The following is a 24,997-nucleotide window of genomic DNA, read 5'->3' on the forward strand; positions in this document are numbered from 1 at the left end:
TAACTCAATTTCATGGTGTTCATGTTTATAAAAGTAAACCACAAATCATCCTATTCTTTAGATGATGATCAGGGAGAAGCTACTCTCACAAGTTAAGAGTAGCTTCTCTTTTGTGCGCCCAGCATGGGCGCGTTCTATAGGATGAAAGATGGCTTATACCAAGGACAAATGAATAGAGCTTTATTTGATTTAAGTAAAGCTAGCCAAGAGAGATATGGAAGTTGCAATACCAAATAGAATGTACGGATAGAACTTATGATGATAGACCAACTTATGTCTAATCGCATGATGTCTACAGAAGAAGAATTTATCTTATTTGAAGAAGCATTGGCGTCTTTGTATGAAAAGTATGAGAGTGATCGATTAGAAGAACGGAAGATAGAGAAACTTCATTTAGTTTTGGACGATAATTGCGAAGCCTTTGAAGTCATGTGGAGTTTAGTTCATCTTTTAGAACATATTGATAAAGAAAGTTTTTATTTAGTGAAAACAATACCGCAGACCATTATAAATAGAAAATAATGGATAAGAGAGATGATTATGCATATCCTTAATAATAAAAATGCAATATATTATCTAAAAAATAACTACTTAGTGTCAGACAAAATCATTCAACATCACATCCAAATTTTGTTGAATAAAATTCAAAAAAATGATCCCGATAGATTTCATGAAAAAGTAAAGTTTGTTCTAGATATGTAGTAAACAATAAAGTGCCTATTAATGTTAAATAAATTATATAATTAGTCAATTGGTGAAGCCTGAATTCGGTGTTGAGCCGGACTCAGGCCGCCTGACAATAATATGGATCTTTCTCTATTCAAAACTCTATCTTCACCTATCCAATCGTATGGATTTTCGTACTACACCACAATGAATGGGTATACATAGTTGTTTAATGAAACCAATTATAATGATATCAAATGAAGTTCATTATCAATCAATCCCAGTTGTAGATCACTGGATATAACTTTATGGTGACAGATTTTCATATGTTTGATTTGAAAGATAAGAAAATGTTCGACCTTTAACTGATTATGTCTATTTGAGAAAGAGATTAGGAGATAAATCAATGGACTTTATTATAGACGCTTTAATTCGTTTGTATGATGAATCTGGAGGAGAATACTTTACGAGAGATGGTTATTCTGGTATGAGGACATTAATTATATTTCAAGAACAAAGAATATCTTGTAGAATCACCAGTGAGAATGAGATTATTGAGAGGGGCAAGGAGCATAAAGTTATGATCGAGATTGCTTTTGGAGAAAGATATGAGGGCATACATGTTAATAGTTCTTTTACTCTTTTTGATGGTGTGTCCGTGTTCGGTTGTGGTCGTGTATTGGATATCTGTGAGTGATAAAGGTTTTAACAATTGTGATTTTGATCAAAGGTTTCCATTCTCAATTTATGGATGACTTTTTCATAGATTGAAAATTATAGTTAAAATACTTGACCAGATCAAAACCAAAATGATCACGCCAATCACAATCTATCATTGCACTGTTTTTGGCATGTTGTGGGGTATACAAAGTCTTGTCAATGATATTAATAATATCGCTCATTCCTTCTAGATTGAACAAGTTAAAAAGACGTGCCTAGGTACAGACCGTCTCTTTAACTTGTTCAACGAAATGCGTTCGTTTATTCATTGGGTACAACTGGAGTCTGTGCATTCGCTATTGAGATTTATCGCTCCTCTAGCTTCTTTTCCATTCGTGTGATAGCTTGCTTCAAGGATTGATTCTCACTTTTCTGGGTGGATAGATATTTGACCCCGATTATAATCGTGATTGTGGGAACGAGTAGAAATGCCAAGAGCATAAACAGTTGCGTAAGCATCGTCCCTAAGTGAAATTCAATCATCCAAACACCATCCTATTTATTCACAGCATCTTTTAGAGATTTACCAGCTTTAAAGCTAGGAACCTTACTTGCTGGAATATCAATTTCTTCACCGGTTTGAGGATTACGACCTTTGCGGGCAGCACGATCTCTTACTTCGAAATTGCCAAAGCCAATCAAGGCTACTTTTCCATCATCAACAAGTCCCTTTGTGATATTGTTGAAAACTTCATCAATTACCTTTGATGTATCTGCTTTTGTCATACCTGTTGATTCTGCTACTTGTGCGATTAATTCAGTCTTATTCAAAATTTATCATTCCTTTTCTTTTATATGTAGTTTACCGTATTGTATAGGATATACTTAATTTGTACCAGTCCTAATGAGTAGATCTTGTGAAATTGAATAAGCTAGGAAATGTGGTTACGATTAAAACAGCGGTCAAGGAAGGTATATCCTGACCGCTGTTTAGTGAACGCGCTTCAGCTAAGGCTAAAATTAAGACTTGCGAACGAGAATCCTCCCATTTCAATGGGAGAGATGAAAGTGAGCGTTGCTCGGTAACCCCCTGCTTTTTGGAAGTGCTTAGCGTAAACATTTTTTGCCAGATTTGAGACTTTAGTGATTGATATCGAGAATTTTTCATAATGATCATTTTCACCCATAACACCTTCAATCCGTTCTATGATGGGTTCCTCCATTTTTCACTTTCAATTGATAAAAGACACAATTCCAAAATTTCTTTAGAACTTGTCACAAAAATCTTTGCTATTTGGGCGCTTTTTTTGTAACATGGTACCATGTAGAGAACAGATAGTTAAGGGAGTGCATACTATGGGGGAAACGTCCCCACTAGCGATTTCTTCGCTTATTAATATTTGCATATCATTAATATGTATTATGGTCTGTTGGTGGGCTCTATCAGGAATCCGATTGGAAGCATTTGTGCAGTTAGAAAACCAAATCAAAGCAAAAGCACTTATTATTATTCTATCTATTATTCTGGGGCACTTACTTGCTTCCTTCTTGATTGACTACTTGAGCTGGTCACAGATGATGGGACAAATATTTTCGTCCTAAGTAGTATATCCCTTCCGTATTTGAGAAAAATGGAAATAATATGTAAATACGGAAGTGGGTCATATACATGATTGTACGTTTAATAATCGTTGGAATTGTTGGTGCTTTTTTACATGCTCCAAGTGTGTCCCTATCGACTGACGAACCGATTGAACAACAACTCGTACACCTATTTTCAGAAATGAATGTGCAAACAGATCAGTTTATTTTACATCATTCAAGCCGCACATCACGTACCATACAAAGTGAAGATATGGATGCGTTTGTATCGAAATGGATACATGACTTGGGACTTCGTACAGTTAAGAAGACGAACGAAAAAGATGGCATACGCTATGTATCAGAGAGAGATTTTGGATCAGACTTTAGATTAAAGTGTGTAATTGTAAATGATAAACCAAACGAAAACGTGAATTATCCGTATCTATCGATTCAGCTGATTGGAAAAGGGAAACCAACAAAGCACGTAATGAGCATACGTGGTCATATCGAAGATGTAATTCAGTCCTATGGGATGATCCCTACTTTTCGATTTACCCTACAAGGTGGAAAAACGCTCTCTAACATAGAACGGGAGTCGTTAGAAGCACCGATAAAGGCCATTATGAAACGACTAGAAGCTCAAGAAGTGGAATCGATGCGTACGAATCAGACGGTTAGTGTCTCCATGTTTTCGCCACATTTTTCTGAGACCCTTCGAACACGAGGTGGGTTGATGAATCTACAGGTGGCTACACGTGTGAATCGAGATACCAATCAGATGATGATTACAATTGGATCACCGATCATAACAATTGAGTATTAGAACGATAGCGGAGGGAAGAAGATTGGAAAAAATCATAGTTCAAGGTGGTACTCGCTTAAAAGGTAGAGTAAAAGTACACGGTGCAAAAAATGCAGTTCTTCCACTTATAGCGGCTTCCATATTAGCTTCAAGAGGAACGATCCAGATTTTAGATGTTCCATTATTAGAAGATGTAAAAACTTTGTCTCAACTACTCGAGCGTTTAGGCATCGAGACAGAGCTTGCTACCGATTCTTTAACCATTAATGCGGAGAAGCTAAATGTTACAGAAGCGCCTTATGATTTAGTGCGTAAGATGAGAGCGTCATTTATTGTGATGGGACCGTTGCTTGCTAGAAAAAAACATGCTCGTATTCCCATGCCAGGCGGATGTGCAATCGGAACAAGACCGATCGATTTACATTTGAAAGGCTTAGAAGCTTTGGGAGTACGATTTGAAGAAGGGCAAGGCTATATTGAAGGATTTGTGAAAGACCGTCTAAAAGGTGCCAAAATTTATTTAGACTTCCCTAGTGTGGGTGCAACACAAAATATTATGATGGCAGCAACATTGGCAGAAGGACGGACTGTAATAGAAAATGCTGCGACTGAGCCTGAAATTATTGACTTGGCGAACTTCCTCAATGCGATGGGCGCAAAAGTGCGTGGAGCAGGTACCGATGAAATTCGTATTGATGGTGTGGATTTTATGCGTGGTGTGGAGTATACCGTAATTCCTGACCGGATTGAAGCGGGTACTTATATGATTGGTGCTGCGATTACACGAGGTGAAGTGTTTGTGGAAGGCGCAATTTCAGATCACTTAACACCTCTTATTGCGAAGTTACGGGAAATGGGTGCGCATGTGTTAGAAGGTGAGAACGGGGTTTTGGTACGAGCGGAAGGCGAATTACAAGCCACAGATGTTAAGACATTACCATACCCTGGTTTTCCAACTGACTTACAGTCTCAGATGATGGCTCTTTTGCTTACAGCTAAAGGAACAAGCCTACTTACAGAAACGGTATTTGAAAACCGCTTTATGCATGTCGAGGAAATGTGTCGCATGGGTGCGAAAATCAAAATTGATGGTCGTACTTCGATTATAGAAGGTGGAAAGCGACTTTCAGGTGCGCAAGTAAAAGCGACAGACTTACGTGCAGGTGCGTCACTTATCTTAGTCGGGTTAGTGGCAGAAGGTGATACTGAACTAACGGAACTTCATCATATTGATCGTGGATATGTGGATATTGTGGGTAAGCTAAACGCGCTTGGTGCATCCATTGAACGAGTAGCTGTACCTGATGAGGAAAATAAATCTGTACAAGAGCAATCATATGCATAATCACTACAATGATTGACAAATAAAAAACTCGCTTATGCGGGTTTTTTATTTGTTCTAAAAAAAATCGTGCTTCATAGTTTACTAGAGAAGGTATCAATTGAAATGGAGGAGAACAAATTTGCAAAAGAAACTCTTATGGGTGTTACCTGTTTTGATTGTAACCATACTATTTGTTCCCACTATTTTAGTTTATATGAGTCCGGCTAAGCAAATCACCACAGTGAAAGCAGTTGAAACGGTTAGAAACAATGATGAACCTAAAAATCATTACCCAGCACCTACTGTCCGTGTCTATTTGACAAAAGAGAAGAAAGTGATTGCATTACCCTTAGAAGAATATATACGAGGGGTAGTGGCTTCAGAAATGCCTTCAGAATTTCATAAAGAGGCGTTAAAGGCTCAAGCACTTGCGGCTCGTACCTATATTGTCGATCGTCTAATGAAAGAAGAGTTGTCTGATATGAAAACAATGGGAGAAACAGCAGAATCCGCACATGTAAGTGACACAGTAAAGCACCAAGTATATACAACGGATGAGAAATTGATACAGAAATGGGGTAATCAAGCAGCAGTATACATGCAGCGAATTAAGGAGGCTGTAACTGAAACAGAGGGGCAAATCATTACCTACGAAGATCAACCGATCTATGCCGCTTTTTTCTCAACTAGCAACGGTAAAACGGAGAACTCAGAAGAGTATTTTAAGTCTGCAGTCCCTTATCTTCGTAGCGTAGACTCTTCTTGGGATACATCTTCTCCCAAGTATGAAAAAAAAATAAAAATGAGCTTACATGATTTAAGTAAACAATTGTCAACGGTAACAGGGAAGCAGATTTCAATTGATACAACTACATCTAACCATTTCTTAAAGATTACCAAACGAACTGAAGGAAATCGTGTTGCTGAAGTTAGAATTGGAGATGAATTATTTTCAGGTAGAGAAGTGAGAGAAGCTTTAAAATTGGCATCAACAGACTTTGAAATGACGATTACTGGAGATCAAGTAAGTGTTGTGACTAAAGGGTATGGTCATGGTGTAGGGATGAGTCAATGGGGCGCTCATTTGCTCGCACAGAACGGAAGTAATGCCAATCAGATTGTTACACACTATTATCAGGGGGTTAAGGTAAAAGAGATAAAGCCTACTCTAGCCCAGATCGCTCAAAATAAGTAAATTTACTAAAAGTGATGTGATTGTAATCCAGTCGTATCAATGAACCAATATGAGGAAGTCTGTTTTGAGCTTCTGTGCAAGACAAAAGTAGATGGAGAGCAAAATGGACGACGGATATATGGACAAATGTAAAAATCGTAAAAATCGACACGCTTGTTTGCAATCAACAGATTTGAAAAGGCAGTTATGAATTTACAAAAAATTGTTCAACTCGGGTATAAATGGAATTAAATCGGTCGAGACTGGTTTTTGAGGTGATAAGCTATGAAACCAGAGGAACCGAATAATAATGTATCCTTTGAAAAAGCAAAACGTCGACTAAAATGGAAAAAATTATTTGCAAAAAAATGGTTTTTCCCAGCGGTTTATCTTTCAGCGGCAGCTGTTATTCTTTCGATTGCATGGTGGTACCAGAGCAATCAATTACAACAAGTAAGTAAAACGAAGCAAGAGGGAATGAACCAAGAAACAGCATTACCTGTAGATCAAGTATTAGAAGAAGAATCAGAACAAACTTTGGGTTTACCTTTTCCAGTAAACTTAGAAGTGGCTAAAAAGATGAACTACTACGATGAAGCAGGTTCACAAGAAACCAAAGAAACATCATTAGTTAATTATGCAAACACATACTTCCCACATTCAGGCATTGATTTTGCACGTAAAGATGGGAAAACATTTGAAGTCGTAGCGGCTATGGATGGAAAAGTGATGAGAGCTCAGGAAAATCCAATATTGGGTTATGAAATCGAAATTCAGCATGAAAATGGGTTAACGACCGTTTACCAAAGCTTAGAAAATGTTAAGGTAACAAAAGGAAGTACAGTCAAAAAAGGTGATGTGCTCGCAAATGCCGGACAAAACAACTTTGAAAAAGAAGCGGGAAAACACCTACACTTCGAAGTGCGTAATAAAGACGGAGAGACTGTTAATCCTAGTCAGTTCTTTGCAGAAGATTTGAATGGTTGATAACCAAAAATAAAAAACCACCTACTTCGTTTTCTCTAACGAAAAGGTGGTTTTTTATCATTCAACAGATTATTTGGCTTGTCAGAGCTTGGCTATAAAGAATAACCGAACAAACAGCTCATATAATGTACAAAACATGCCTGAAGGGAGGAGAACTAAGGGGTGCATGAATATATAAAAGAGAGAACCATAAAAATTGGATACTATTTTATTGAGACTAAAAATACAGTCCGAAAAATAGCGAAAGAATTTGGGGTCTCTAAAAGTACAGTGCATAAAGATCTTACGGAAAGGTTGCCTGAAATTAACCCAGAGTTAGCAAATCAAGTGAAAGAAATTTTAGAATATCATAAATCAATTCGTCATATCCGTGGAGGTGAGGCCACGAAGATTAAATATAAGAAGAAAACAAACAGAAATGGAGAAAAAACGAGGTCTATTGTCAAAGTTTAAACCCATTGTAGCACCGGAAAAAGGAATGTGTTCGCTTTTGCTATTTTTGTTCAGTTTATTTATAATATTTGTTCCGGTGCTATTTTAAATGAATACATTTGATACAATCTGCTGATGAAGTCTAGACTTCTAAGATGAGTTACGATATATTTTATTTATATGTGGATTAATTATGGTGATAAATTATACCAATCATCTTAAAATTGCGTGCTAGAGAAGCACGATTAGGGACGAGCTACTTGACATATGCTAGAATAATTTATTAGAAGATTGATTTTGAAAGAGGAATGCCAAATGAGTTATCCTGAACAAAATCATCGTTCGCAGGACGATCAAAAAAAATTGACTACAGATGAATCAAACGAGAGAACTGAAGTAAACCAAGAGGAAAATCCGATTCAAGTAGGCGAGTTAAAGTGGAGCAAACAAGATGAGTCGGTTGATCAAGACACTGCTACACAACTAGATATCATACGTAACAAACAAGAAGAGAAAAGTGAAGCAAGTGAAGCAGAACCAAATGAACCAAGTGAAGCAGATGGAACAGGCAAGGAACCTACTTTAAATCTTGAAGAAAGTGATCCTCACATTGATTTTAAAAGTTATTCACTTGATTCTGATAAGCAAGATGAAGCAAGAGAAGTAGCACTTATGCATAACATTTCTGAAGACGAAAAACAGATGACACATGAACCGGAATCTACATCTGAATTTACATCTGAATCTACATCTGAATCTACATCTGAATCTACATCTGAATCTACATCTGAATCTACATCCGAATCCGAGTCATCATCTGAATCAACCACTAATCAGAGCACTGTGAGTAAGAAGATCTTAAAATGGACCATAAAAATATTATGGCTTCCTGTATTATTGATCTTTGTATTGATTGTGGGGTTAATTATCGGACACACATTTATTCAAGGTGAGCCAGTACAAGATGTTTTTGATCCCAGTATGTGGGAGAAGTTTTTCAATCTGATTTACGGATGACTTGTCGACATCTTAGACATGTTTTTGCATGTTTGATTTAAAGGTGAACTTGTGGAGGAGGAATTCGAAGTTGAATTGGCCCAATCTATTAACATCAGTACGTTTTTTTTTCATTCCAGCTTACCTTGGCGTTTATTTCTCAGCATTACCTGGGCGATTATATTGGGCTTTCGGGATTATCCTTCTCGCAGGTTTTACAGATATTATAGACGGTTATTTAGCTCGTAGAAACAATCAGATCACGACTTTAGGGATTATGTTAGATCCTTTAGCTGATAAATTGATGTTAATCGCAGTTTTTTGTTCTTTTCTTATTACAGGAAAAATTGGGATATGGGCAGCGGTAGCTCTTTTTTTTCGGGACATTGCCATGATCATCGTTGCAGCTTTTTACCATATTAAAGGAAAAAAGACCGTTCCCGCCAATCTCATGGGTAAGCTATCCACACTCATGCTTTATATCGTTTTCTTTTTACTCATGTTTAATTATAACCATGCAACGTCTTTATTATGGGGTGTCATTTGCTTTTCCTATCTCACCTCCTTTATCTATCTCTTTGAGTTACATGCCGCAAATAATAAAATTAATTCTTGAAAAGAATCCATATCGATTGATAAGGATTCTTTTTTTTGCCTTACAGTCTTGGTAAGATAAGGACGCAGGAGGTGCAAAAAATGATGGAACGAAACATTGTACGAACTTTAATTGTAGAAACGCCTTCTAAGCCAGGTAATTTAGGCAAAGTGACAACTGCTATCGGGGACTTGGGAGGAGATATTGGTGAAATTACAACGGCTAAAATTGGACCATTCACTACCGTTCGTAAGATTTCCATACAGTGTGAGAGTACGGACCAGTTAAAACAAATGATTGAAGCGGTGAAACAATTAGATAACGGCATTAAAGTATTATCTGTATCAGATGATGTCTTGCTAGCGCATGAAGGCGGTAAAATTCATATGAGCAGCCGTTTGGATATCCGTTCTCTTGCAGATTTACGACGTGTGTATACACCAGGAGTAGCTGATGTATGTCGTGTAATTCAAGAACAGCCGGATAAAGCTAGGCTATATACGAGTAAAGGAAATACAGTAGCCATTGTGACTGATGGAACGGCTGTCTTAGGATTAGGCAATATTGGTGCAATAGCAGGCATGCCAGTAATGGAAGGGAAAGCTGCCTTATTTGATCGCTTTGTAGGGATCAGTGGAATTCCTATATTATTGAATACGAGTGATCCAGATGAAGTTGTGGAGACGATCAAACGTATTTCGCTAAGTTTTGGTGGTATATTACTAGAGGATATCGGTTCTCCACATTGCTTTGAAATTGAAGAACGTTTAAAAGCAGAGCTTCCTATCCCGGTTATGCACGACGATCAACACGGGACGGCTGTCGTTACCCTAGCGGCGGTGATATCAGCTTGCCGTGCGGCTGAAGTCGAATTAGAACAAGCTGTAGTTGGACAAGTTGGGCTAGGGGCAGCAGGTATTGCGATTTGTCGTCGCTTTATGGCTTATGGCGTGAAAGAAGTTTGTGGTGTTGATCGTGAACCTACAGCTTTAGATCGATTAGTTCAATATGGTGGAACAGCGCTAAATTCACTGGAAGATTTGATGCAGAAATGTGATATTATCGTGGCTACGACAGGAGTGGCGGGATTAATTCGTCCTGAATGGGTACGGAAAGGTCAAGTGATTTTAGCGTTATCCAATCCCAATCCGGAAATCGAGCCAGAAAAAGCATTGGCAGCAGGGGCTGCTTTTGCTGCTGATGGGCGCTCTGTGAACAATGTACTCGGCTTTCCAGGAATTTTTAAAGCTGCTCTAAATGTAGGGGCAAAAGAGATAACTGCGGATATGTTAACGGCTGCCTCCAAAGCAATTGCTCGCTGTACCCCCCTTGGCGAGCTAGCACCACATCCACTTGATCCCAAGGTGCATATAGAGGTTATTGAAGCGGTAGAGCGCGTAGCGCTCATGGATAGAAAGTAAAAACAGGCTCATGTATAATCAATCGTAGAAGTAGTTCTATGATTGAATGACACATGGTTTCCATTGAAGTCCAAGCTATACCATTTTTTCTGGTACATAAAAGAAAAGAGGTTATAAGATGGAACTGGATATTCAACAAATTCAAAAAGTGATTCCACATCGGTACCCCTTTTTGCTTATTGATCGGATTTTGGAGTTAGATCCAGGTAAAAAAGTAATCGGTATTAAAAATGTCACCTATAATGAACCGTTTTTTGTAGGACATTTTCCAGATTACCCTGTGATGCCAGGCGTATTGATTGTTGAGGCATTGGCACAAGCTGGGGCCGTGGCAATGTTAGGCTTAAAAGAGAATGAAGGAAAAACTGGTTTTCTAACGGGATTAGATAAGTTTCGCTTTCGCGACCAAGTAAAACCTGGTGATACCCTTTTTTTAGAGGTTGAGATGGTTAAAGTGAAAGGGAGCATAGGGAAAGGTAAGGCCGTAGCTAGAGTAGAGAATCGAATTGTTGCTGATGGAGAAGTGATGTTTACCATCATAGCGGTTTAAAAAATAATCCTACCACTAAAAGGTGGTAGGATTATTAGATTTTAGATCATCATGCGAATGCACCAATAAAGGATACCCCAAAAAGGAAGACTTAAAATAAAGCCATTGACAAATCCGAGGGCAAAGTCTACTAAATCATTAGTTGCTTTATTTTCATGCATCATGTAAATTGCTCCTATATAGTAGATCGCATTTAAAGTATTTGAATAGAGGAAAAGAATTATACCCACTTCTTATCCGATAGCATGCCACATTTTCATGTTAAAGCAGAAGTTGAAAAGGGGGATTAGATTGAGTCATCGTATTTTAGTAATTTCGCATATGTATCCTAATCGTGTGAATCCACAATCAGGAATATTTGTACACAATCAAATAAAAGCTTTAGGACGTGCAGGAGTAGAAGTACGTGTTGTTTCTCCAACACCTTTTTTTCCTTTTTATCCTAAGTGGTCTCAATATCCCAAGAAGGTTACATCAGAAATAGTAAATGGTATTCATACTTATTATATGCCCACTTTCTTACTTCCAGGTGGATTGCTTTTTTCTATGCACGGCGAGCAATATCAACGAAATTTAAGGAAGATGATTGAAAAGATTAGAAAAGAATTTGTATTTGATCTGATTCATTGCCACACGATATTTCCTGATGGTTATGCTGGAGCTCTTCTTAAAAAGCAATTTCAAGTACCTGTAATCTCAACGATTCATGGATCTGATATTATGCTTTATCCAAATAGAAGTAAACGCGTTTATCGCAAGACGATTGAAGCGCTGAATCAAAATGACCAAGTGATTACAGTGAGTCGACGCTTAGAAGAAGAAGCCTTAAAATTAGCCCCAGATGCAAATGTTAAAACCATTTATAATGGCTTCGATGATATGCATTTTAAACCAGTTGAAACGGCAACTGCTCGGGAAAATGTAGGGTATCCAGGTAAAGATAAAAGGATTGTGTATGTAGGAAACTTACTACCTGTAAAAGGCGTAGAATACTTACTTCAGGCTTTTCAAACACTAGAACCGAGGAAAAATGGTTACCATCTATACCTTGTAGGAGAAGGTCCTTTACGCTCTAAACTGATGGATCAGGTTAAAGCGCTTGATATTGAGGCGAATACTACCTTTGTAGGTCGTAAACCCTATCAAGATATTCCCATGTGGATAAATAGTGCTGATATCATGGTTTTGTCTAGTTTAAGTGAAGGGTTACCCTCTATCTTGCTTGAATCAATGGGATGTGGAAAGCCGATGATTGCGACGAATGTAGGAGGGATTAAAGAAGTACTGCAAGATGGTAAAACGGGTTATCTAGTCGAATCCAAAAATCCTAATCAGTTAGCAGCCCGTTTACGAGAAGCGCTTCAAAATCGGGAAAATAAATTAAAGCACATGGAAGAAGCTTCTTATGCCCTGTCACATCAATTTTCATGGCAACAAAATGCGCAATTGATCATTCAGGCATATAATCGACAAATTAAGAAGAAATAAAGACTTTTTGCGGAAGGGATTCCAAAAAAATTTCAATTATGTTACATTGAAACATAGGTTTTGTAATGTTACTGTAATATTAAGAAATATTGTCTGTTGCAAAATAGGTATAAAAACAGGAAAAGAAATAGATCGTGAGGGAAGCACATGGTACGTTATGGTATTGTGGGTTGCGGACATATTGCTAAAAAGCATGTAGATGCCATTCAAGCAGCTGAAGGAGCTACATTAGTAGCAGTATGTGATACGAATGAAGAAAGATTGAAAGAGTTTACAAGTGATACTGTGATAGGTTATATGGATTTGGCAGACATGCTGGAAGCAGATGTCGATGTAGTATGTATTTGTACACCTAGTGGACTACATGCCAAGCTTACTATTCAAGTAGCCCAAGCTAAAAAACATGTCGTTGTAGAAAAACCGATGGCGCTAACATTAGAAGATGCAGATGCGATGATTGATGCTTGTGAAGAAAATGGTGTGAAATTGGCGGTGGTTCATCCTAACCGTTTTCGACCTGCCATTCAAGCGCTACGAAGTCAGTTAGATCAGAAGGCGTTTGGGAAAATTGGCCATGCCAATGCAACGGTTCGTTGGAATCGAAATCAGGCTTATTATGACCAAGCACCATGGCGTGGTACGAAAGAAATGGATGGCGGAGTACTGATGAACCAAGCGATTCATAATATGGACTTAATGTTATGGATGATGGGAGATGTAGCAACCGTCTCGTCTTATGCAGCTACTCGAATCAGAAAGATCGAAGCTGAAGATACTTCTTTATCTATTATTCGATTCAAAAACGGCAGTTTAGGTGTTTTAGAAGCCGCGGTTACCATTTATCCTCAGAACTTAGAGGAATCACTAAGTATATTTGGTGAAAAAGGAACGGCGATCGTTGGAGGTAAAACAGCAAACTGGTTGAAGCAATGGGACTTTGCAGATATGGGCGAAGAAGAAAAAAAGACCATGGTTAACCGGATCGACGATGACCCTTTCGGTATTCCTGGCCACCAGTGCATTATTCAAGACATAACCAATGCGATCCGTGAAGACCGAACACCTATTGTATCAGGGGTAGAAGGCAGAAAAGCACTTAGTTTAGTCATCGCATGTCAATTAGCGGCAGAAACAGGAACAGAAGTGAAGATGAGTGACCTGGATCGTCCCAATCAATCTAAATAAGAGGAGTTACATAATATGAAAAAAATACCATTGCTTGATCTGAAAGCACAATATCAAACCATTCGTGAAGAAGTTCGTCAAGCTGTTGACCAAGTTTTAGATAATGGTGCATATATTATGGGGCCCGAAGTAAAAGCATTTGAGGCTGATGTTGCTGCTTATATTGGTGTGAAACATGCCATTGGCGTGGCAAATGGCACGGATGCTTTATTACTCGCATTAGATGCAGCCGGAATTGGTGAGGGTGATGAAGTGATTACTACGCCATTTACTTTTTTTGCCACGGCAGAAGTGATCTCACAAGTAGGTGCCACTCCTGTATTTGTTGATATTGATGAAAAAACATATAACATTGATGTAGCGCAAATTCGTACTAAAATTAATGAAAAGACCAAAGCGATTATCCCGGTTCATATCTTTGGACAACCTGCTAATATGGATGAAATTATGACCTTAGCGAATGAACATCAATTATTTGTGTTGGAAGATGCGGCACAAGCGATGGGATCTGAGTATAATGGACGCAAAATTGGTTCTTTAGGTCATGCTGCAACATACTCTTTCTTCCCAACGAAAAACTTGGGTGGTTATGGTGATGGTGGTATGATCGTTACCAATGATGATGAATTGGCACAAAAAATTCGTATTCTTCGTGTTCATGGTAGTAGCCCTAAGTACTATCACAGCATGATTGGCTATAATAGTCGTTTAGATGAATTGCAAGCTACGATGCTTCGTATTAAGCTCCGTTTCTTAGACCAGTGGAACGATGCAAGACGTGAAAAAGCAGCATTTTATAATGAGGCATTAGCGAATACCCCATTAATTACCCCTTTTGCAGATGATGATCGCAAACATATTTATCATCTCTATATTTTACAAGCAGAAAATCGTGATGAGATGATGCATTATTTAAAAGAGAAGGGAATCGCTTCTGGCGTTTACTATCCCGTTCCGTTACATCAACAAAATGTGTATTTGCCACTCGGATATCAAGAAGGTAGTCTACCTGTTTCAGAGTACATGTCCAAGCGTACTTTTGCGATTCCGCTATATGCTGAGTTAGATCAAGATGCCATGAATTACATTGTAGAGACGATTCAAGCATTTTATAAGTAAATATCAGGAAAAGGATGGAGAGACCTATGAACGAAAAGACAGTACTCCAACAGAAAATTGAGGATAAAACAGCCGTAATCGGGGTGGTCGGTCTAGGATATGTGGGCTTACCATTAGCAGTAGAAAAAGCCAAAGCAGGGTATCATGTAATCGGCTTTGATGTATTAGCCCATCGTGTGGATATGGTAAACGAGGGTGTGAATTACATCGGTGACGTCGTCGATAGCGATTTAAAACAAATGATTCAAACCGGACAGATGCGAGCTACGACCGATTACTCCCTGATTTCAGAAGTGGATGCCGTCGCTATTTGCGTGCCCACTCCGCTAGATCTTTACCAACAACCGGATACGACCTATGTGGAAGCTTCCGGTAGTGAAATCGCCAAATATCTTCATCCAGATATGTTAATCGTTTTAGAAAGTACGACTTACCCTGGAACGACTGAAGAAGTACTACAGCCAATCTTAGAAGCATCAGGATTGAAAGTGGGTCAAGATTTTTATCTGGCCTATTCTCCAGAGCGTGTAGATCCAGGGAATAAAGAATTTAACACGAAGAACACCCCCAAGGTGGTAGGTGGTGTTACTGAGATTTGTACAAAAGTGGCTGCGTCCATGTATCGATCTGTGCTAGAAGGTGAAGTTCACGAAGTTTCTAGCCCTCAAATAGCTGAGATGGAAAAAATCCTTGAAAACACATTCCGAAATATTAACATTGGTTTAGCTAACGAAATGGCGATTTTGTGTAATAAAATGGGGATTGATATCTGGGAAGTGATTGATGCTGCCAAGACAAAACCATATGGCTTTATGGCTTTCTATCCCGGACCAGGCCTAGGTGGTCACTGTATTCCAATCGATCCTTTTTATTTAACATGGAAAGCACGTGAATACAACTATCATACGCGTTTAATCGAAGTTGCTGGAGAGATCAATAATGAAATGCCATCCTTTGTAGTAGATCGCGCCATGAAGATTTTGAACCGTTATGGAACTGCACTCAAAGGAGCAAAAGTAGCTGTACTTGGCGTTGCTTACAAAAAAGATATTGAGGACATGCGCGAATCACCTGTATTAGAAATTGTCAGCTTACTAGATCAGTATGGTGCTACCATCATACCGGTTGATCCACACGTGCAATCATTTAAAGCAGGCGATAAAGAATATGAAACCGTTGACCTATCTACTGAAGTATTAGAAACATCGGATCTTGTTTTGCTTACTACTGATCACAGTGCTTTTGATTACCAGTTGATTGCAGATCATGCGAAAGCCATATTTGATACACGCAATGCCTTTAAGGGGATTACTCCGATCAAGGCAGATTATGAAAAACTTTAAAGGTGGGGTAAGCATGCATAACGTAGTCCATCAAACAGCAATAGTAGGAGAAAATGTGAAGGTTGGCTATTTCTCTGTGATTGAAGAAGGTGTCAAAATTGGAAGCGATGTTACCATTGGTAACAATGTTACGATTCATGCAGGGGTAACCATTGGTGATGGTGTATATATTTGTGATAACTCAGTCATTGGGAGATGGCCGCGGCCAGCAAAAGCTTCCACGGTGAAAGTAGACGCAAACCTGGAACCGTTAGTTATCGGCGCAGGAACGACAATTGGTGCAGGTGTTGTACTATACCGCGGGAGTAGATTTGGACAAGAGGTTATGATTGGGGATCAGGCTTCTGTTCGTGAAAAGTGTCACATTGGAGATCAAGTTGTGATTGGTCGTGGTGTAGCTGTGGAAAATGAAGTTAAAATTGGTTCGTACACTAAAATTCAAACCAATGCTTACATTACCTCTTATACCACATTAGAAGAGCGTGTATTTATTGCGCCAACGGTAACCACTACAAATGATAATTTCATGGGACGCACAAAAGAGCGCTTCAAATTTGTAAAAGGACCCCTTGTGAAAAAAGGCGCACGTATTGGCGGTGGATCGATTCTTTTGCCTGGTATCACCGTTGCCGAAGAGACGTTTGTAGCAGCAGGATGCTTAGTAAATAAAGATACAGAACCAGCTAAGCTATATGTAGGTGTCCCTGCACGCACATTACGTGATGTACCTGAGCGAGAGAAACTAGAGAATCAAGAATAACACCTAAGATAGAAGGTGTAATAGTAGATGAAAACATTATTAAAAAAGTTATTTTCTGATTCTGCCGCATTTGCAGTAGCCATGTTTGGGAACAAGTTAGTTGCATTAATACTTGTTCCCATATGGTTCAAGTACTTAGATAACGAAGCGATTTGGGGAACAACAAACGCCTATACGCTGATTTTAACTTATTTATGTGTATTGGGTACCGATGCCGCGATGGCTTTTTATTTTTATGATTCAAAAAATGAAGAAGAGCGGCGTACTTATTTCTTTAACGCCATTTTCTTTAGTGTAAGTATATGTGTCGGATTTGGCGTGTTTACGTTTTTTGCAGGAGAACCGCTAGGCATTCTACTCTATGCTTCAAATGAATATAATCAGCTTTTGTTTATAGCGACTCTGGCTACCATCGGAGCGATTATTATACAGCATGTACTAGGCTATGCCCGGTATAGCGGGCGTGTTTGGTTATTTAATACCTTTAGTATGGCCTATGTGATTGGATCAAATTTAATTTCGGTTATATTTGTTATTAACGGTTTTGGTGTGATGGGCTTATTCTATGGTCAACTCATCGGACAGTCGCTTGTAGCGATCATTCTGTTATTCTTGTTTCGTAAAGAGTTCGTGTTTAAATTATCCAAAGCGCATATTTCAGATTTAATTAGGTATGGATTACCCCTTTTGCCAACGCTGATTTCATTTTGGGTGCTTACATCTGTTAGTAGACCCATTGTGTTACATCTATCATCAATGGAAAATGCAAATATCATGGAGGCTTCCATTCGCGTTGCAGCTTTCATCGTCTTGATCACAGCACCGTTTCAATTGGCGTGGCGACCTTTTTCTATGTCTATTAAAGAGAGAGAAGATGCACCAGAAGTATTTGGAGTGGTTGCGAGGTTGTTACTCGTCGTGGGTACCCTTTCAATCATGCTACTTACCTTTGTGATTGAGCCTTTGTACAAACTATACATTTCAGAGGCAGACAAAGCGACAGGGTATCTATATGTATGGCCGCTAGCGCTTGGTACTTTGTTCAATGTGTTGCATACGGTTTTTGGAGTAGGGTTACTCATCAAAAAACAAACCAAGAAAATATCTCGATCCTTTATGATTGCTTCTATTATTTATTTTATTGGTGTTTTTTTGACCGTACCGTCATATGGGATTTGGGGCGCTGTAAGCATGACCACTGTTGCATACTTGGTCGTCATTATACTGGTGTATAGACAAAATCAAAAAGTCTATCCAGTTCAGTTTCATTTTAAAGCCATGATGATTTATCTTACGGTATATTTGGTTAGCATGGTCGGAATTTCGTGGATACAAACTCATCAGTATGAATATAAATGGGTATATTATATGACAGCAATTGTCATCACGATACTGACTATATTTATAACCAAATTAATTCCTGTTCAATCATTGGGGAATATCCGTAAAATATTACCCAAATTGGGTGGGAAAGGATGATAAAAAAGTTGAATGAGTTGGTGTTACCGATGCAAAGAAGGATCGAAGTATTATTTTATCTGATGGTTGCTTTTGCACTATTAGGACCCTCGGTGGGAATCGCAATTACCCCGGATTTTAAATTAACTTTTTTTCGGGTAGCGTTCCTGTTATTGGCTGGTGTTTTAATTATTAGATTGGTTACACATAAGAAAATTGAAACATCCGATTTGCATCCCGTACGTTGGTATTTTGCTTTTTTTGGTTTTTGGTTCGTATACAGCCTTATATCTTTAACTTGGGTAGCTGATATGAAGATGGGCATACGATATACCGTTTTCTTAGGTATGATGCTTCCGCTTGCCCTTTCTTTCCCGTACTTTATCAAGACGGAAAAAGTATATTGGCGAATGTTAAAGATCCTTTTTGGTGTGTTTGCGGTAATCGCCACTTTTCCACTATTTGAATCGATTACGTACATCCATTTACCTTCATCTCGTTACTACGGATATATCGATAATCCAACGATTACATCCGTTTTTAACAATCAAAATGATTTAGCCACGGCTATGACGATTTTAATTCCCTACTTGATTACAGCGTTATATATGCTAAATATAAAAGTAAAGCATAAGGTGATGATTTACAGTGTGTTAGTGCTCTCTTTATTTACACTGTTTGCAACTGCATCACGTAGTAATACCTCATTTGTATTACCGCTCATATTATTGACGCTTATAGCTAGTGTTCCTTTCACGGTTAACAGGAGAAAAATCACCTTAAAACATGTCGGGATCAGTATTGTTTTAACGGGGCTAGCAATCGTATTGGTAAGTGGAATTAGCATGGTAGCCTTATCGGAAAAAGCAAGAGATGCGATTAATGTAAAATTAGGAAGTACGGGTGATTTTCTCGACGATGTTAAAAATGCAGCCACCAATCAAGATGAAAATTATGAAAATAAATCAGGCGAAAGCGCTGCTGAACGAACAGAATTGATTTTTTCAGGATTAGAATTTCTGCAAAAAAGTCATTATATGGGTGTTGGTGCTGGTAACACTGAGGCATGGATGGGGACGAAAGATTTTGAAACGGTCAATATCCATAACTGGTGGATGGAAGTTCTTGTTAACTATGGTGTTTTCGTGTTTGTACTATATATGGCCTTATACCTATGGATGTTGTGGCGATTGTGGAAAATTGCCAGCCATAAAAATAGCCATGTTGTAAGCCAGTCTTTGCGTTATGGTGCAGTGGCCACGCTTATCTCGCTCATCGGTTTCTTTATTGGCGGGATGGCACCTAGTACGGCCATACATTATACCCCAATGTGGTGTATATATGGGATTGGCCTAGCGGTTATTGTGCTAGGAGAAAAGCAATTGAAACAAAAAGAGAACCTATCAGCAGTAAAGAATGCGTAAGTGGATCGAAATGGGAGAAAGAAGGTCATCTTATGGCACACAAAGTCATGATTTTTAGTTCCGTTCATCAATATGATGATTCACGTGTATTTCATAAGGAAGCCAAATCTCTTGCTGATGCGGGTTACGTGGTAGAAATGCATGCACTTGCCGATTTTACAAGGAAAGAAGAAGCGGGAGTTCGCATTGTAGGAGTGAAACGCCAAAATAAAAGATGGAAAAGACTTTTATTAGGTTGGCAACTATATAAACGAGCCTTAAAGAGTGGAGCAGATATTTATCACTTTCATGATCCCGAATTGCTGCCATGGGGCTACCTCATTAAAATGAGGACGGGTAGCCCCGTCATTTATGATAGTCATGAAGACTTACCTAAACAAATCTTTACGAAACAATGGATACCTGCTCCTTTACGAAAACCGATTTCAAAAATGGTGGAGCGGATTGAAAAAGGACTAGCTAAACGGTTGACAGCCGTTATAACAGCGACTGAGTCTATCCAACAACAATTTAAGCAGGTAAGTCGTGTAGAAGTGATCAAAAATTATCCATTGAAGATGAATCATATCCAAGCAGACAGTAGTGAAAAAAACATCATTTTGTATGTCGGTGGTATTTCTTATTTGCGCGGATTTCGTGAAATGGTGGAAATGATGGATTATATTCCATCTCACTTAAAGGCGGAATTACACCTCATTGGACCTGCGCAACATATTGATGAGCAGGAGTTAGATCGCGATCAGTTAGCGGAAAAAAATATTACGTGGCACGGACGTGTGCCGTTTGATGAAGTGAAGCAGTGGCTAAGCAAGGGCAAGGTTGGGCTTGTGTGTTTACACCCCATAGAAAATTATCGAGAATCACTTCCAATCAAGATGTTTGAGTACATGGCAGCTGGATTACCTTTCGTTGCAACGGATTTTCCACTATGGAAAGAAATCGTACACACTTCTAAATGCGGCGAAACGTGTGATGCTTACGATCCACAAGATATTGCGAAGAAAGTAACCGGCATTTTAGAAGATCATGAAAAGCAAATGGCGATGGGACAAAGCGGACGTAAAGCGTTTGAGGAGATATATAACTGGAAAACGCAGGAGCAAAAGTTAATTCATCTCTATCGAGATTTATTACCCAAGGATTAAATGAAACAGAGTCGGATACGCTATGAAATGAAAGGGGAACTACAAGATGAAAGTGTTAGTAATAGGTGGAGCGGGATTTATAGGGTCACATATTGTAGATCAGCTCATTGCTCAGGGCGATGAAGTGATCATCATGGACAACCTTTCAACGGGTAAAGAAAATCAACTTCATACCCAAGCAAGTTTTTACAACCTAGACATTACAAGCCCAGATATTTTAACTGTTTTTGAAAAAGAAAAACCAGAAGTTGTTATTCATCAGGCTGCTCAAATTCATGTGCAAACTTCTGTAGTAAACCCTATATTTGATGCTAACATCAATATTATGGGAACGATTAATTTATTAGAAGCTTGTCGTAAGACAAGTGTCAAAAAGTTTATATACGCTTCTTCAGCTGCTATTTATGGGACACCTATCCATCTTCCAATTACAGAAGACCATCCCATACAACCTTTATCAGGGTATGGGATCTCTAAATTCACCCCTGAAATGTATCTGTCTGTTTACCAAGATCTATATGATTTATCTTTCACCATTCTTCGTTATGGAAATGTATATGGTATCCGTCAAGACCCACGAGGAGAGGGTGGGGTAATCTCCATCTTTTTAGATAAGATCTTGCAAGAACAGCCGCTCACGATTGATGGAGATGGTATGCAGACAAGAGATTTTATCTATGTAGAAGATGTAGCGCGCGCAAATATCGCTGCGATCCATAAAGGTGACGGAGAGATATTCAACGTGGGTACCGGGATTCAAACTTCGCTAAATGAGCTTATCAGTGTATTTAAGCAAGTGAGTTCTAATCCCGTTTCTGCTTTACATGGTCAAGACCGCCCAGGAGATATTAAACATAGTTACTTTGACATCGAAAAAATTGAACAACATTTAGATTGGAAACCTCAGGTTACGTTAGAAGCAGGATTAATTAATACCTTTAAGTATTATGAGGAATTGTATCGACAGTCTGCACCTCACCTTAAATAAATCACAAATTCGCATAAAGCGGTTGTCAATTTGTGCTTACTGAAGTATACTAAGAAACAGTTGGACTTTGAAATATTACTGTAATATTACTGACATATATGTAATCTAATAGATATACGTAGATAAATTCAGCAGGGGTGATTTACAAGATGCGTTCTAAAGTAGCGTTTGAGGGCAATTCCCGTACATTTTCTGGAGAGATGAATGGGTTGTATACAAGTGCAAAACGAATATTTGAGATCTTATTTTCGCTTGCACTGGTAATCTTTACGTTACCAGTGATGGTGCTCACAGCGATTATGATAAAACTGGAATCACCGGGACCCATCTTTTACAAACAAGAACGCGTCGGTTTAAATGGACGCACTTTTCAAATCTATAAGTTACGTTCGATGCGATCTGATGCAGAAAAAAATGGACCGCAATGGGCGGCTAAAAATGATCCTCGTGTGACACGAGTAGGTCAATTTATTCGTAAAACCCGTTTGGATGAAATTCCTCAGATCATTAATGTACTTAGAGGGGATATGAGTTTAATTGGTCCGAGACCAGAGCGCCCCATGTTTACCGAGCAGTTTAATGATGAAATTCCTGGATTTAAAAATCGCTTGATGGTCCGACCAGGGCTTACGGGATGGGCACAAGTAAATGGTGGTTATGAATCTACTCCTGCTGAAAAATTTGAGCTCGATATGTATTATATTGAGAACCAATCCATAAAGCTCGACTTCAAGATACTTATTCGTACGGTTTGGGTAGTGGTATCAGGTAGTGGTGCGAGATAGTGATGAAACGGGTAGCTGTTTAGCCACCCGTTTATTTTATATAAAGAGGTAGATCCATTCTTCAACTTACGATGCGTAAGCAAAAAAAGATGAGTAGCCACAGTGGTATGCTCATTCCTACAGCATTGATCATTCCGATCCAGAAAGATTTATTTACGACCGTGTGCTCCATCATGGACACCTCCACTTGTTTCTTTTTTTCTTACCCTCAGTATACGCATATGAAGCATGAATTAGTGGCATAATCGCATAATGTAAATCAAATGTAATCTCATGGTAACACTAAGAACGTAGCGGAATATTTTTGTATGCTATTCTTCCTTTCTTGAAATGAGCTTGCCCATGGGTCCATATCAAAACCTTACTTTCAAATGTCTGAATGTCTTCCAGTGGAACCCAAATAACCCATTGAATGTGGTCCGTAAATTGAGGAGATTCAAGATACCAGTTCGTTTGATGAAGTTCATACTCCATTTTCCCCATAAAGGTGTAACTAAACTGAAGTGTAAAGGCCTGTAGCGGGATGGATTGTACGATTCCTGCTTTTTCTAAGACCGCACTAGCTCCATGACTATAGGCTCGAACCAGTCCACCTGTACCTAACTTGATTCCACCAAAATAGCGCGTAATGACAACTGTTGTGAATTGTAATTGTTTATGTGCACATACATCTAGCATCGGACGACCTGCAGTTCCAGAGGGCTCACCATCGTCTGAAGCTTTTTGTATTAAATCTGTGATCCGGTATGCATAACAATTATGTGCCGCATCCCAATATTTTTTAGAGATTTCCTTGATAAAAGCTTGAGCCTCGGACTCCGTTTGCGTCGGCTTGGCATGACAAATAAATCTAGACTTCTGAATCACGATTTCAGTTTCACAGCTGCTTCCAATTGTAAAATAAGACGTAGGATCCATCTATTTTCAACCCTTTCATTCAAAGAAAAAAGCGGCCTTTGAATTAGCCGCTTATGAATCTGAATTTGATGTGTTGCTCTCCTCGTCTGGAGAAGAAGGCTCCACCTCTTTTTCATCGATGAGTTCAAGGTGTAACTTAAGCTCTTGGATTACTTTTTCTTTCTCAGTGTCAGATAGTCTTAATATTTGAGCGCCACTTCTGGTTGTATCAGGATACACTTTCAATTGAACGGTCTCGGTGTTGGCTTTTGTCTCCTGATATACCTTCGCTAGCGATGTGAATTCGCCAATAGAAAAACTGTACTTCAGGTTATTCCCAACCGCTGTGGTTAAATCGTTAAAGTTCGTTAAGCCCTTTGTACCAATCAGCTTGTCTACAAGTTGTGAAATCACTTCTTGCTGTCGTTCATTACGACCGAGATCTCCGCGCGGGTCTTGTTTTCTCATACGAACATAAGCAAGTGCCTTGCTACCATTTAACTGATAGGTTTCCCCTTTTTTAAAGTAAATGGTCTTGCCACCTATTGCTTGTTGCCGGAAAGATAGAGGCGTAGTTACTTCAACTCCACCTAATGCATCGACCACATCTTCAAATCCTTTGAAGTTAATCCGTGCATAATAATCAATGGGGACATCAAAATAGTTTTCAACCGTTTCACGAATGTTTTGGACGGGATCTACTCCATGCTTACGTCCATAATAAGCTGCAGAATTGATTCTGTCTTCACCTGGTGTACTCGCAATCGGTACATATAAATCACGCGGAATACTTATGATTTTTATGGATTGCTTATCGGGATTTACCGTAACGAGCATCATGACATCCGCACGCCAGTTATTGCTTTGGGGATCACGTTGGTCTGTACCGATAAGTAACGTAGTAAAAGGATCTTCTTTTACTTTTACTTCTTCTTTTCGTAACTTTGATTTATCAAACGTATTATCTTGACTATTTGCAAATGCGCCCCACACTTGATAACCAAAGTATCCGCCAACAAGTAACGTCAATGCTAAAAAACTTACACCAATGCGCGCTACCCATTTTTTACGCCGGTTTCTTTTTACGCGATCGACACGCCGATTATCTACTTTTTTCATACCTTTACTCCTTTATTCTGTTTTTATATCAAAATGTTGGACCGTTCGGCATGTAAGATGTGAACTCTAAACAAAAATTAGATTTCACATAAAGT

27 protein-coding genes are annotated in these 24,997 nt (G+C 38.8%); 22 read left to right on the top strand and 5 right to left on the bottom strand.

What is annotated here, in order from left to right:
• The first annotated feature begins 255 nt into the window (after positions 1-255).
• Both IC619_RS09170 and IC619_RS09175 read left to right on the top strand, forming a co-directional pair.
• A complete protein-coding gene (locus IC619_RS09170; protein WP_213260863.1) occupies positions 256-522 on the top strand; it encodes an Imm30 family immunity protein in 267 nt (88 codons plus the stop codon).
• Positions 523-1,072: 550 nt separating this feature from the next.
• Positions 1,073-1,363: a hypothetical protein gene (locus tag IC619_RS09175; RefSeq protein WP_191139575.1), complete on the top strand. Its 291-nt coding sequence runs from the start codon at positions 1,073-1,075 to the stop codon at positions 1,361-1,363.
• 329 nt (positions 1,364-1,692) lie between these two features.
• On the opposite strand, the gene IC619_RS09180 is transcribed toward IC619_RS09175, so the two are convergent.
• Both IC619_RS09180 and IC619_RS09185 read right to left on the bottom strand, forming a co-directional pair.
• Positions 1,693-1,869, bottom strand: coding sequence for a hypothetical protein (locus IC619_RS09180; RefSeq protein ID WP_191139576.1), 177 nt, complete (start codon positions 1,867-1,869; stop codon positions 1,693-1,695).
• Positions 1,870-1,881: 12 nt separating this feature from the next.
• The gene (locus IC619_RS09185; protein WP_191139577.1) at positions 1,882-2,157 is read right to left on the bottom strand and encodes an HU family DNA-binding protein; all 276 of its coding nucleotides are present in this window, start codon (positions 2,155-2,157) and stop codon (positions 1,882-1,884) included.
• 525 nt (positions 2,158-2,682) lie between these two features.
• Here IC619_RS09185 and IC619_RS09190 point away from each other — a divergent pair.
• The 10 genes from IC619_RS09190 (at position 2,683) to fabZ (ending at position 11,191) form a co-directional block, all read left to right on the top strand.
• A complete protein-coding gene (locus IC619_RS09190; protein ID WP_191139578.1) occupies positions 2,683-2,928 on the top strand; it encodes a DUF1146 family protein in 246 nt (81 codons plus the stop codon).
• A gap of 67 nt (positions 2,929-2,995) precedes the next feature.
• On the top strand, positions 2,996-3,733 hold the full coding sequence (locus tag IC619_RS09195) for a YwmB family TATA-box binding protein (protein WP_191139579.1): 738 nt from the start codon (positions 2,996-2,998) through the stop codon (positions 3,731-3,733).
• 22 nt (positions 3,734-3,755) lie between these two features.
• Positions 3,756-5,057: a UDP-N-acetylglucosamine 1-carboxyvinyltransferase gene (gene murA / locus IC619_RS09200; RefSeq protein ID WP_191139580.1), complete on the top strand. Its 1,302-nt coding sequence runs from the start codon at positions 3,756-3,758 to the stop codon at positions 5,055-5,057.
• A gap of 118 nt (positions 5,058-5,175) precedes the next feature.
• Positions 5,176-6,231, top strand: a complete 1,056-nt coding sequence (gene spoIID, locus IC619_RS09205) for a stage II sporulation protein D (protein WP_191139581.1) — start codon at positions 5,176-5,178, stop codon at positions 6,229-6,231.
• A 264-nt stretch (positions 6,232-6,495) separates the two neighbouring features.
• The gene (locus IC619_RS09210; protein ID WP_191139582.1) at positions 6,496-7,197 is read left to right on the top strand and encodes a M23 family metallopeptidase; all 702 of its coding nucleotides are present in this window, start codon (positions 6,496-6,498) and stop codon (positions 7,195-7,197) included.
• Positions 7,198-7,359: 162 nt separating this feature from the next.
• The gene (gene spoIIID / locus IC619_RS09215) at positions 7,360-7,650 is read left to right on the top strand and encodes a sporulation transcriptional regulator SpoIIID (RefSeq protein ID WP_191139583.1); all 291 of its coding nucleotides are present in this window, start codon (positions 7,360-7,362) and stop codon (positions 7,648-7,650) included.
• Between the two features lie 294 nt (positions 7,651-7,944).
• Positions 7,945-8,646 carry a DNA-directed RNA polymerase subunit beta gene (locus tag IC619_RS09220; protein ID WP_191139584.1) on the top strand — a complete coding sequence of 234 codons (702 nt, stop codon included), beginning with the start codon at positions 7,945-7,947 and terminating at the stop codon, positions 8,644-8,646.
• 70 nt (positions 8,647-8,716) lie between these two features.
• Complete coding sequence (locus IC619_RS09225; RefSeq protein ID WP_191139585.1) at positions 8,717-9,241, top strand: CDP-alcohol phosphatidyltransferase family protein; 525 nt, start codon at positions 8,717-8,719, stop codon at positions 9,239-9,241.
• Positions 9,242-9,321: 80 nt separating this feature from the next.
• Entirely contained in the window at positions 9,322-10,641 is a 1,320-nt protein-coding gene (locus IC619_RS09230) for an NAD-dependent malic enzyme (RefSeq protein WP_191139586.1), read from the top strand.
• Between the two features lie 118 nt (positions 10,642-10,759).
• A complete protein-coding gene (gene fabZ / locus IC619_RS09235; RefSeq protein ID WP_191139587.1) occupies positions 10,760-11,191 on the top strand; it encodes a 3-hydroxyacyl-ACP dehydratase FabZ in 432 nt (143 codons plus the stop codon).
• Between the two features lie 41 nt (positions 11,192-11,232).
• Here fabZ and IC619_RS17075 read toward each other — a convergent pair whose 3' ends face one another.
• Positions 11,233-11,355: a hypothetical protein gene (locus IC619_RS17075; RefSeq protein WP_255506014.1), complete on the bottom strand. Its 123-nt coding sequence runs from the start codon at positions 11,353-11,355 to the stop codon at positions 11,233-11,235.
• Between the two features lie 127 nt (positions 11,356-11,482).
• On the opposite strand from IC619_RS17075, the gene IC619_RS09240 reads away from it, so the two are divergent.
• From IC619_RS09240 to IC619_RS09285, 10 genes are all read left to right on the top strand, one after another.
• Positions 11,483-12,679 carry a glycosyltransferase family 4 protein gene (locus tag IC619_RS09240; protein ID WP_191139588.1) on the top strand — a complete coding sequence of 399 codons (1,197 nt, stop codon included), beginning with the start codon at positions 11,483-11,485 and terminating at the stop codon, positions 12,677-12,679.
• A 147-nt stretch (positions 12,680-12,826) separates the two neighbouring features.
• Positions 12,827-13,864, top strand: a complete 1,038-nt coding sequence (locus IC619_RS09245; RefSeq protein ID WP_191139589.1) for a Gfo/Idh/MocA family protein — start codon at positions 12,827-12,829, stop codon at positions 13,862-13,864.
• Positions 13,865-13,879: 15 nt separating this feature from the next.
• Positions 13,880-14,983, top strand: coding sequence for a DegT/DnrJ/EryC1/StrS family aminotransferase (locus tag IC619_RS09250; protein WP_191139590.1), 1,104 nt, complete (start codon positions 13,880-13,882; stop codon positions 14,981-14,983).
• A 26-nt stretch (positions 14,984-15,009) separates the two neighbouring features.
• Positions 15,010-16,326 (top strand): nucleotide sugar dehydrogenase, encoded by a 1,317-nt coding sequence (locus tag IC619_RS09255; protein WP_191139591.1) that lies wholly within the window; start codon positions 15,010-15,012, stop codon positions 16,324-16,326.
• 13 nt (positions 16,327-16,339) lie between these two features.
• Positions 16,340-17,086 (top strand): N-acetyltransferase, encoded by a 747-nt coding sequence (locus IC619_RS09260; protein ID WP_191139592.1) that lies wholly within the window; start codon positions 16,340-16,342, stop codon positions 17,084-17,086.
• 27 nt (positions 17,087-17,113) lie between these two features.
• On the top strand, positions 17,114-18,565 hold the full coding sequence (locus IC619_RS09265; RefSeq protein ID WP_191139593.1) for a lipopolysaccharide biosynthesis protein: 1,452 nt from the start codon (positions 17,114-17,116) through the stop codon (positions 18,563-18,565).
• Complete coding sequence (locus tag IC619_RS09270; RefSeq protein ID WP_191139594.1) at positions 18,562-19,968, top strand: O-antigen ligase family protein; 1,407 nt, start codon at positions 18,562-18,564, stop codon at positions 19,966-19,968. The genes IC619_RS09265 and IC619_RS09270 overlap by 4 nt, the downstream gene beginning before the upstream one ends.
• A 32-nt stretch (positions 19,969-20,000) precedes the next feature.
• Positions 20,001-21,113 carry a glycosyltransferase family 4 protein gene (locus IC619_RS09275; protein ID WP_191139595.1) on the top strand — a complete coding sequence of 371 codons (1,113 nt, stop codon included), beginning with the start codon at positions 20,001-20,003 and terminating at the stop codon, positions 21,111-21,113.
• 46 nt (positions 21,114-21,159) lie between these two features.
• Positions 21,160-22,101 carry an NAD-dependent epimerase/dehydratase family protein gene (locus tag IC619_RS09280; protein ID WP_191139596.1) on the top strand — a complete coding sequence of 314 codons (942 nt, stop codon included), beginning with the start codon at positions 21,160-21,162 and terminating at the stop codon, positions 22,099-22,101.
• Positions 22,102-22,250: 149 nt separating this feature from the next.
• Positions 22,251-22,886, top strand: a complete 636-nt coding sequence (locus IC619_RS09285) for a sugar transferase (RefSeq protein WP_191139597.1) — start codon at positions 22,251-22,253, stop codon at positions 22,884-22,886.
• Between the two features lie 282 nt (positions 22,887-23,168).
• Here IC619_RS09285 and IC619_RS09290 read toward each other — a convergent pair whose 3' ends face one another.
• Both IC619_RS09290 and IC619_RS09295 read right to left on the bottom strand, forming a co-directional pair.
• Positions 23,169-23,804 (bottom strand): YigZ family protein, encoded by a 636-nt coding sequence (locus IC619_RS09290; RefSeq protein ID WP_191139598.1) that lies wholly within the window; start codon positions 23,802-23,804, stop codon positions 23,169-23,171.
• 51 nt (positions 23,805-23,855) lie between these two features.
• Positions 23,856-24,902, bottom strand: a complete 1,047-nt coding sequence (locus IC619_RS09295) for an LCP family protein (protein ID WP_191139599.1) — start codon at positions 24,900-24,902, stop codon at positions 23,856-23,858.
• Positions 24,903-24,997: the final 95 nt, after the last annotated feature.

This window comes from Polycladospora coralii (assembly GCF_014773435.2).
Classification (GTDB): Bacteria; Bacillota; Bacilli; order Thermoactinomycetales; family Thermoactinomycetaceae; genus Polycladospora; species Polycladospora coralii.

Bases quoted from the DNA above. Each gene is read 5' to 3' on its own strand.
- IC619_RS09170 (WP_213260863.1), top strand. From the start codon at position 256: ATGATGATAGACCAACTTATGTCTAATCGCATGATGTCTACAGAAGAA.
- IC619_RS09175 (WP_191139575.1), top strand. From the start codon at position 1,073: ATGGACTTTATTATAGACGCTTTAATTCGTTTGTATGATGAATCTGGA.
- IC619_RS09180 (WP_191139576.1), bottom strand. From the start codon at position 1,869: ATGATTGAATTTCACTTAGGGACGATGCTTACGCAACTGTTTATGCTC.
- IC619_RS09190 (WP_191139578.1), top strand. From the start codon at position 2,683: ATGGGGGAAACGTCCCCACTAGCGATTTCTTCGCTTATTAATATTTGC.
- IC619_RS09195 (WP_191139579.1), top strand. From the start codon at position 2,996: ATGATTGTACGTTTAATAATCGTTGGAATTGTTGGTGCTTTTTTACAT.
- IC619_RS09210 (WP_191139582.1), top strand. From the start codon at position 6,496: ATGAAACCAGAGGAACCGAATAATAATGTATCCTTTGAAAAAGCAAAA.
- IC619_RS09220 (WP_191139584.1), top strand. From the start codon at position 7,945: ATGAGTTATCCTGAACAAAATCATCGTTCGCAGGACGATCAAAAAAAA.
- IC619_RS09230 (WP_191139586.1), top strand. From the start codon at position 9,322: ATGATGGAACGAAACATTGTACGAACTTTAATTGTAGAAACGCCTTCT.
- fabZ (WP_191139587.1), top strand. From the start codon at position 10,760: ATGGAACTGGATATTCAACAAATTCAAAAAGTGATTCCACATCGGTAC.
- IC619_RS17075 (WP_255506014.1), bottom strand. From the start codon at position 11,355: ATGATGCATGAAAATAAAGCAACTAATGATTTAGTAGACTTTGCCCTC.
- IC619_RS09245 (WP_191139589.1), top strand. From the start codon at position 12,827: ATGGTACGTTATGGTATTGTGGGTTGCGGACATATTGCTAAAAAGCAT.
- IC619_RS09250 (WP_191139590.1), top strand. From the start codon at position 13,880: ATGAAAAAAATACCATTGCTTGATCTGAAAGCACAATATCAAACCATT.
- IC619_RS09255 (WP_191139591.1), top strand. From the start codon at position 15,010: ATGAACGAAAAGACAGTACTCCAACAGAAAATTGAGGATAAAACAGCC.
- IC619_RS09260 (WP_191139592.1), top strand. From the start codon at position 16,340: ATGCATAACGTAGTCCATCAAACAGCAATAGTAGGAGAAAATGTGAAG.
- IC619_RS09265 (WP_191139593.1), top strand. From the start codon at position 17,114: ATGAAAACATTATTAAAAAAGTTATTTTCTGATTCTGCCGCATTTGCA.
- IC619_RS09270 (WP_191139594.1), top strand. From the start codon at position 18,562: ATGATAAAAAAGTTGAATGAGTTGGTGTTACCGATGCAAAGAAGGATC.
- IC619_RS09275 (WP_191139595.1), top strand. From the start codon at position 20,001: ATGGCACACAAAGTCATGATTTTTAGTTCCGTTCATCAATATGATGAT.
- IC619_RS09280 (WP_191139596.1), top strand. From the start codon at position 21,160: ATGAAAGTGTTAGTAATAGGTGGAGCGGGATTTATAGGGTCACATATT.
- IC619_RS09285 (WP_191139597.1), top strand. From the start codon at position 22,251: ATGCGTTCTAAAGTAGCGTTTGAGGGCAATTCCCGTACATTTTCTGGA.
- IC619_RS09290 (WP_191139598.1), bottom strand. From the start codon at position 23,804: ATGGATCCTACGTCTTATTTTACAATTGGAAGCAGCTGTGAAACTGAA.
- IC619_RS09295 (WP_191139599.1), bottom strand. From the start codon at position 24,902: ATGAAAAAAGTAGATAATCGGCGTGTCGATCGCGTAAAAAGAAACCGG.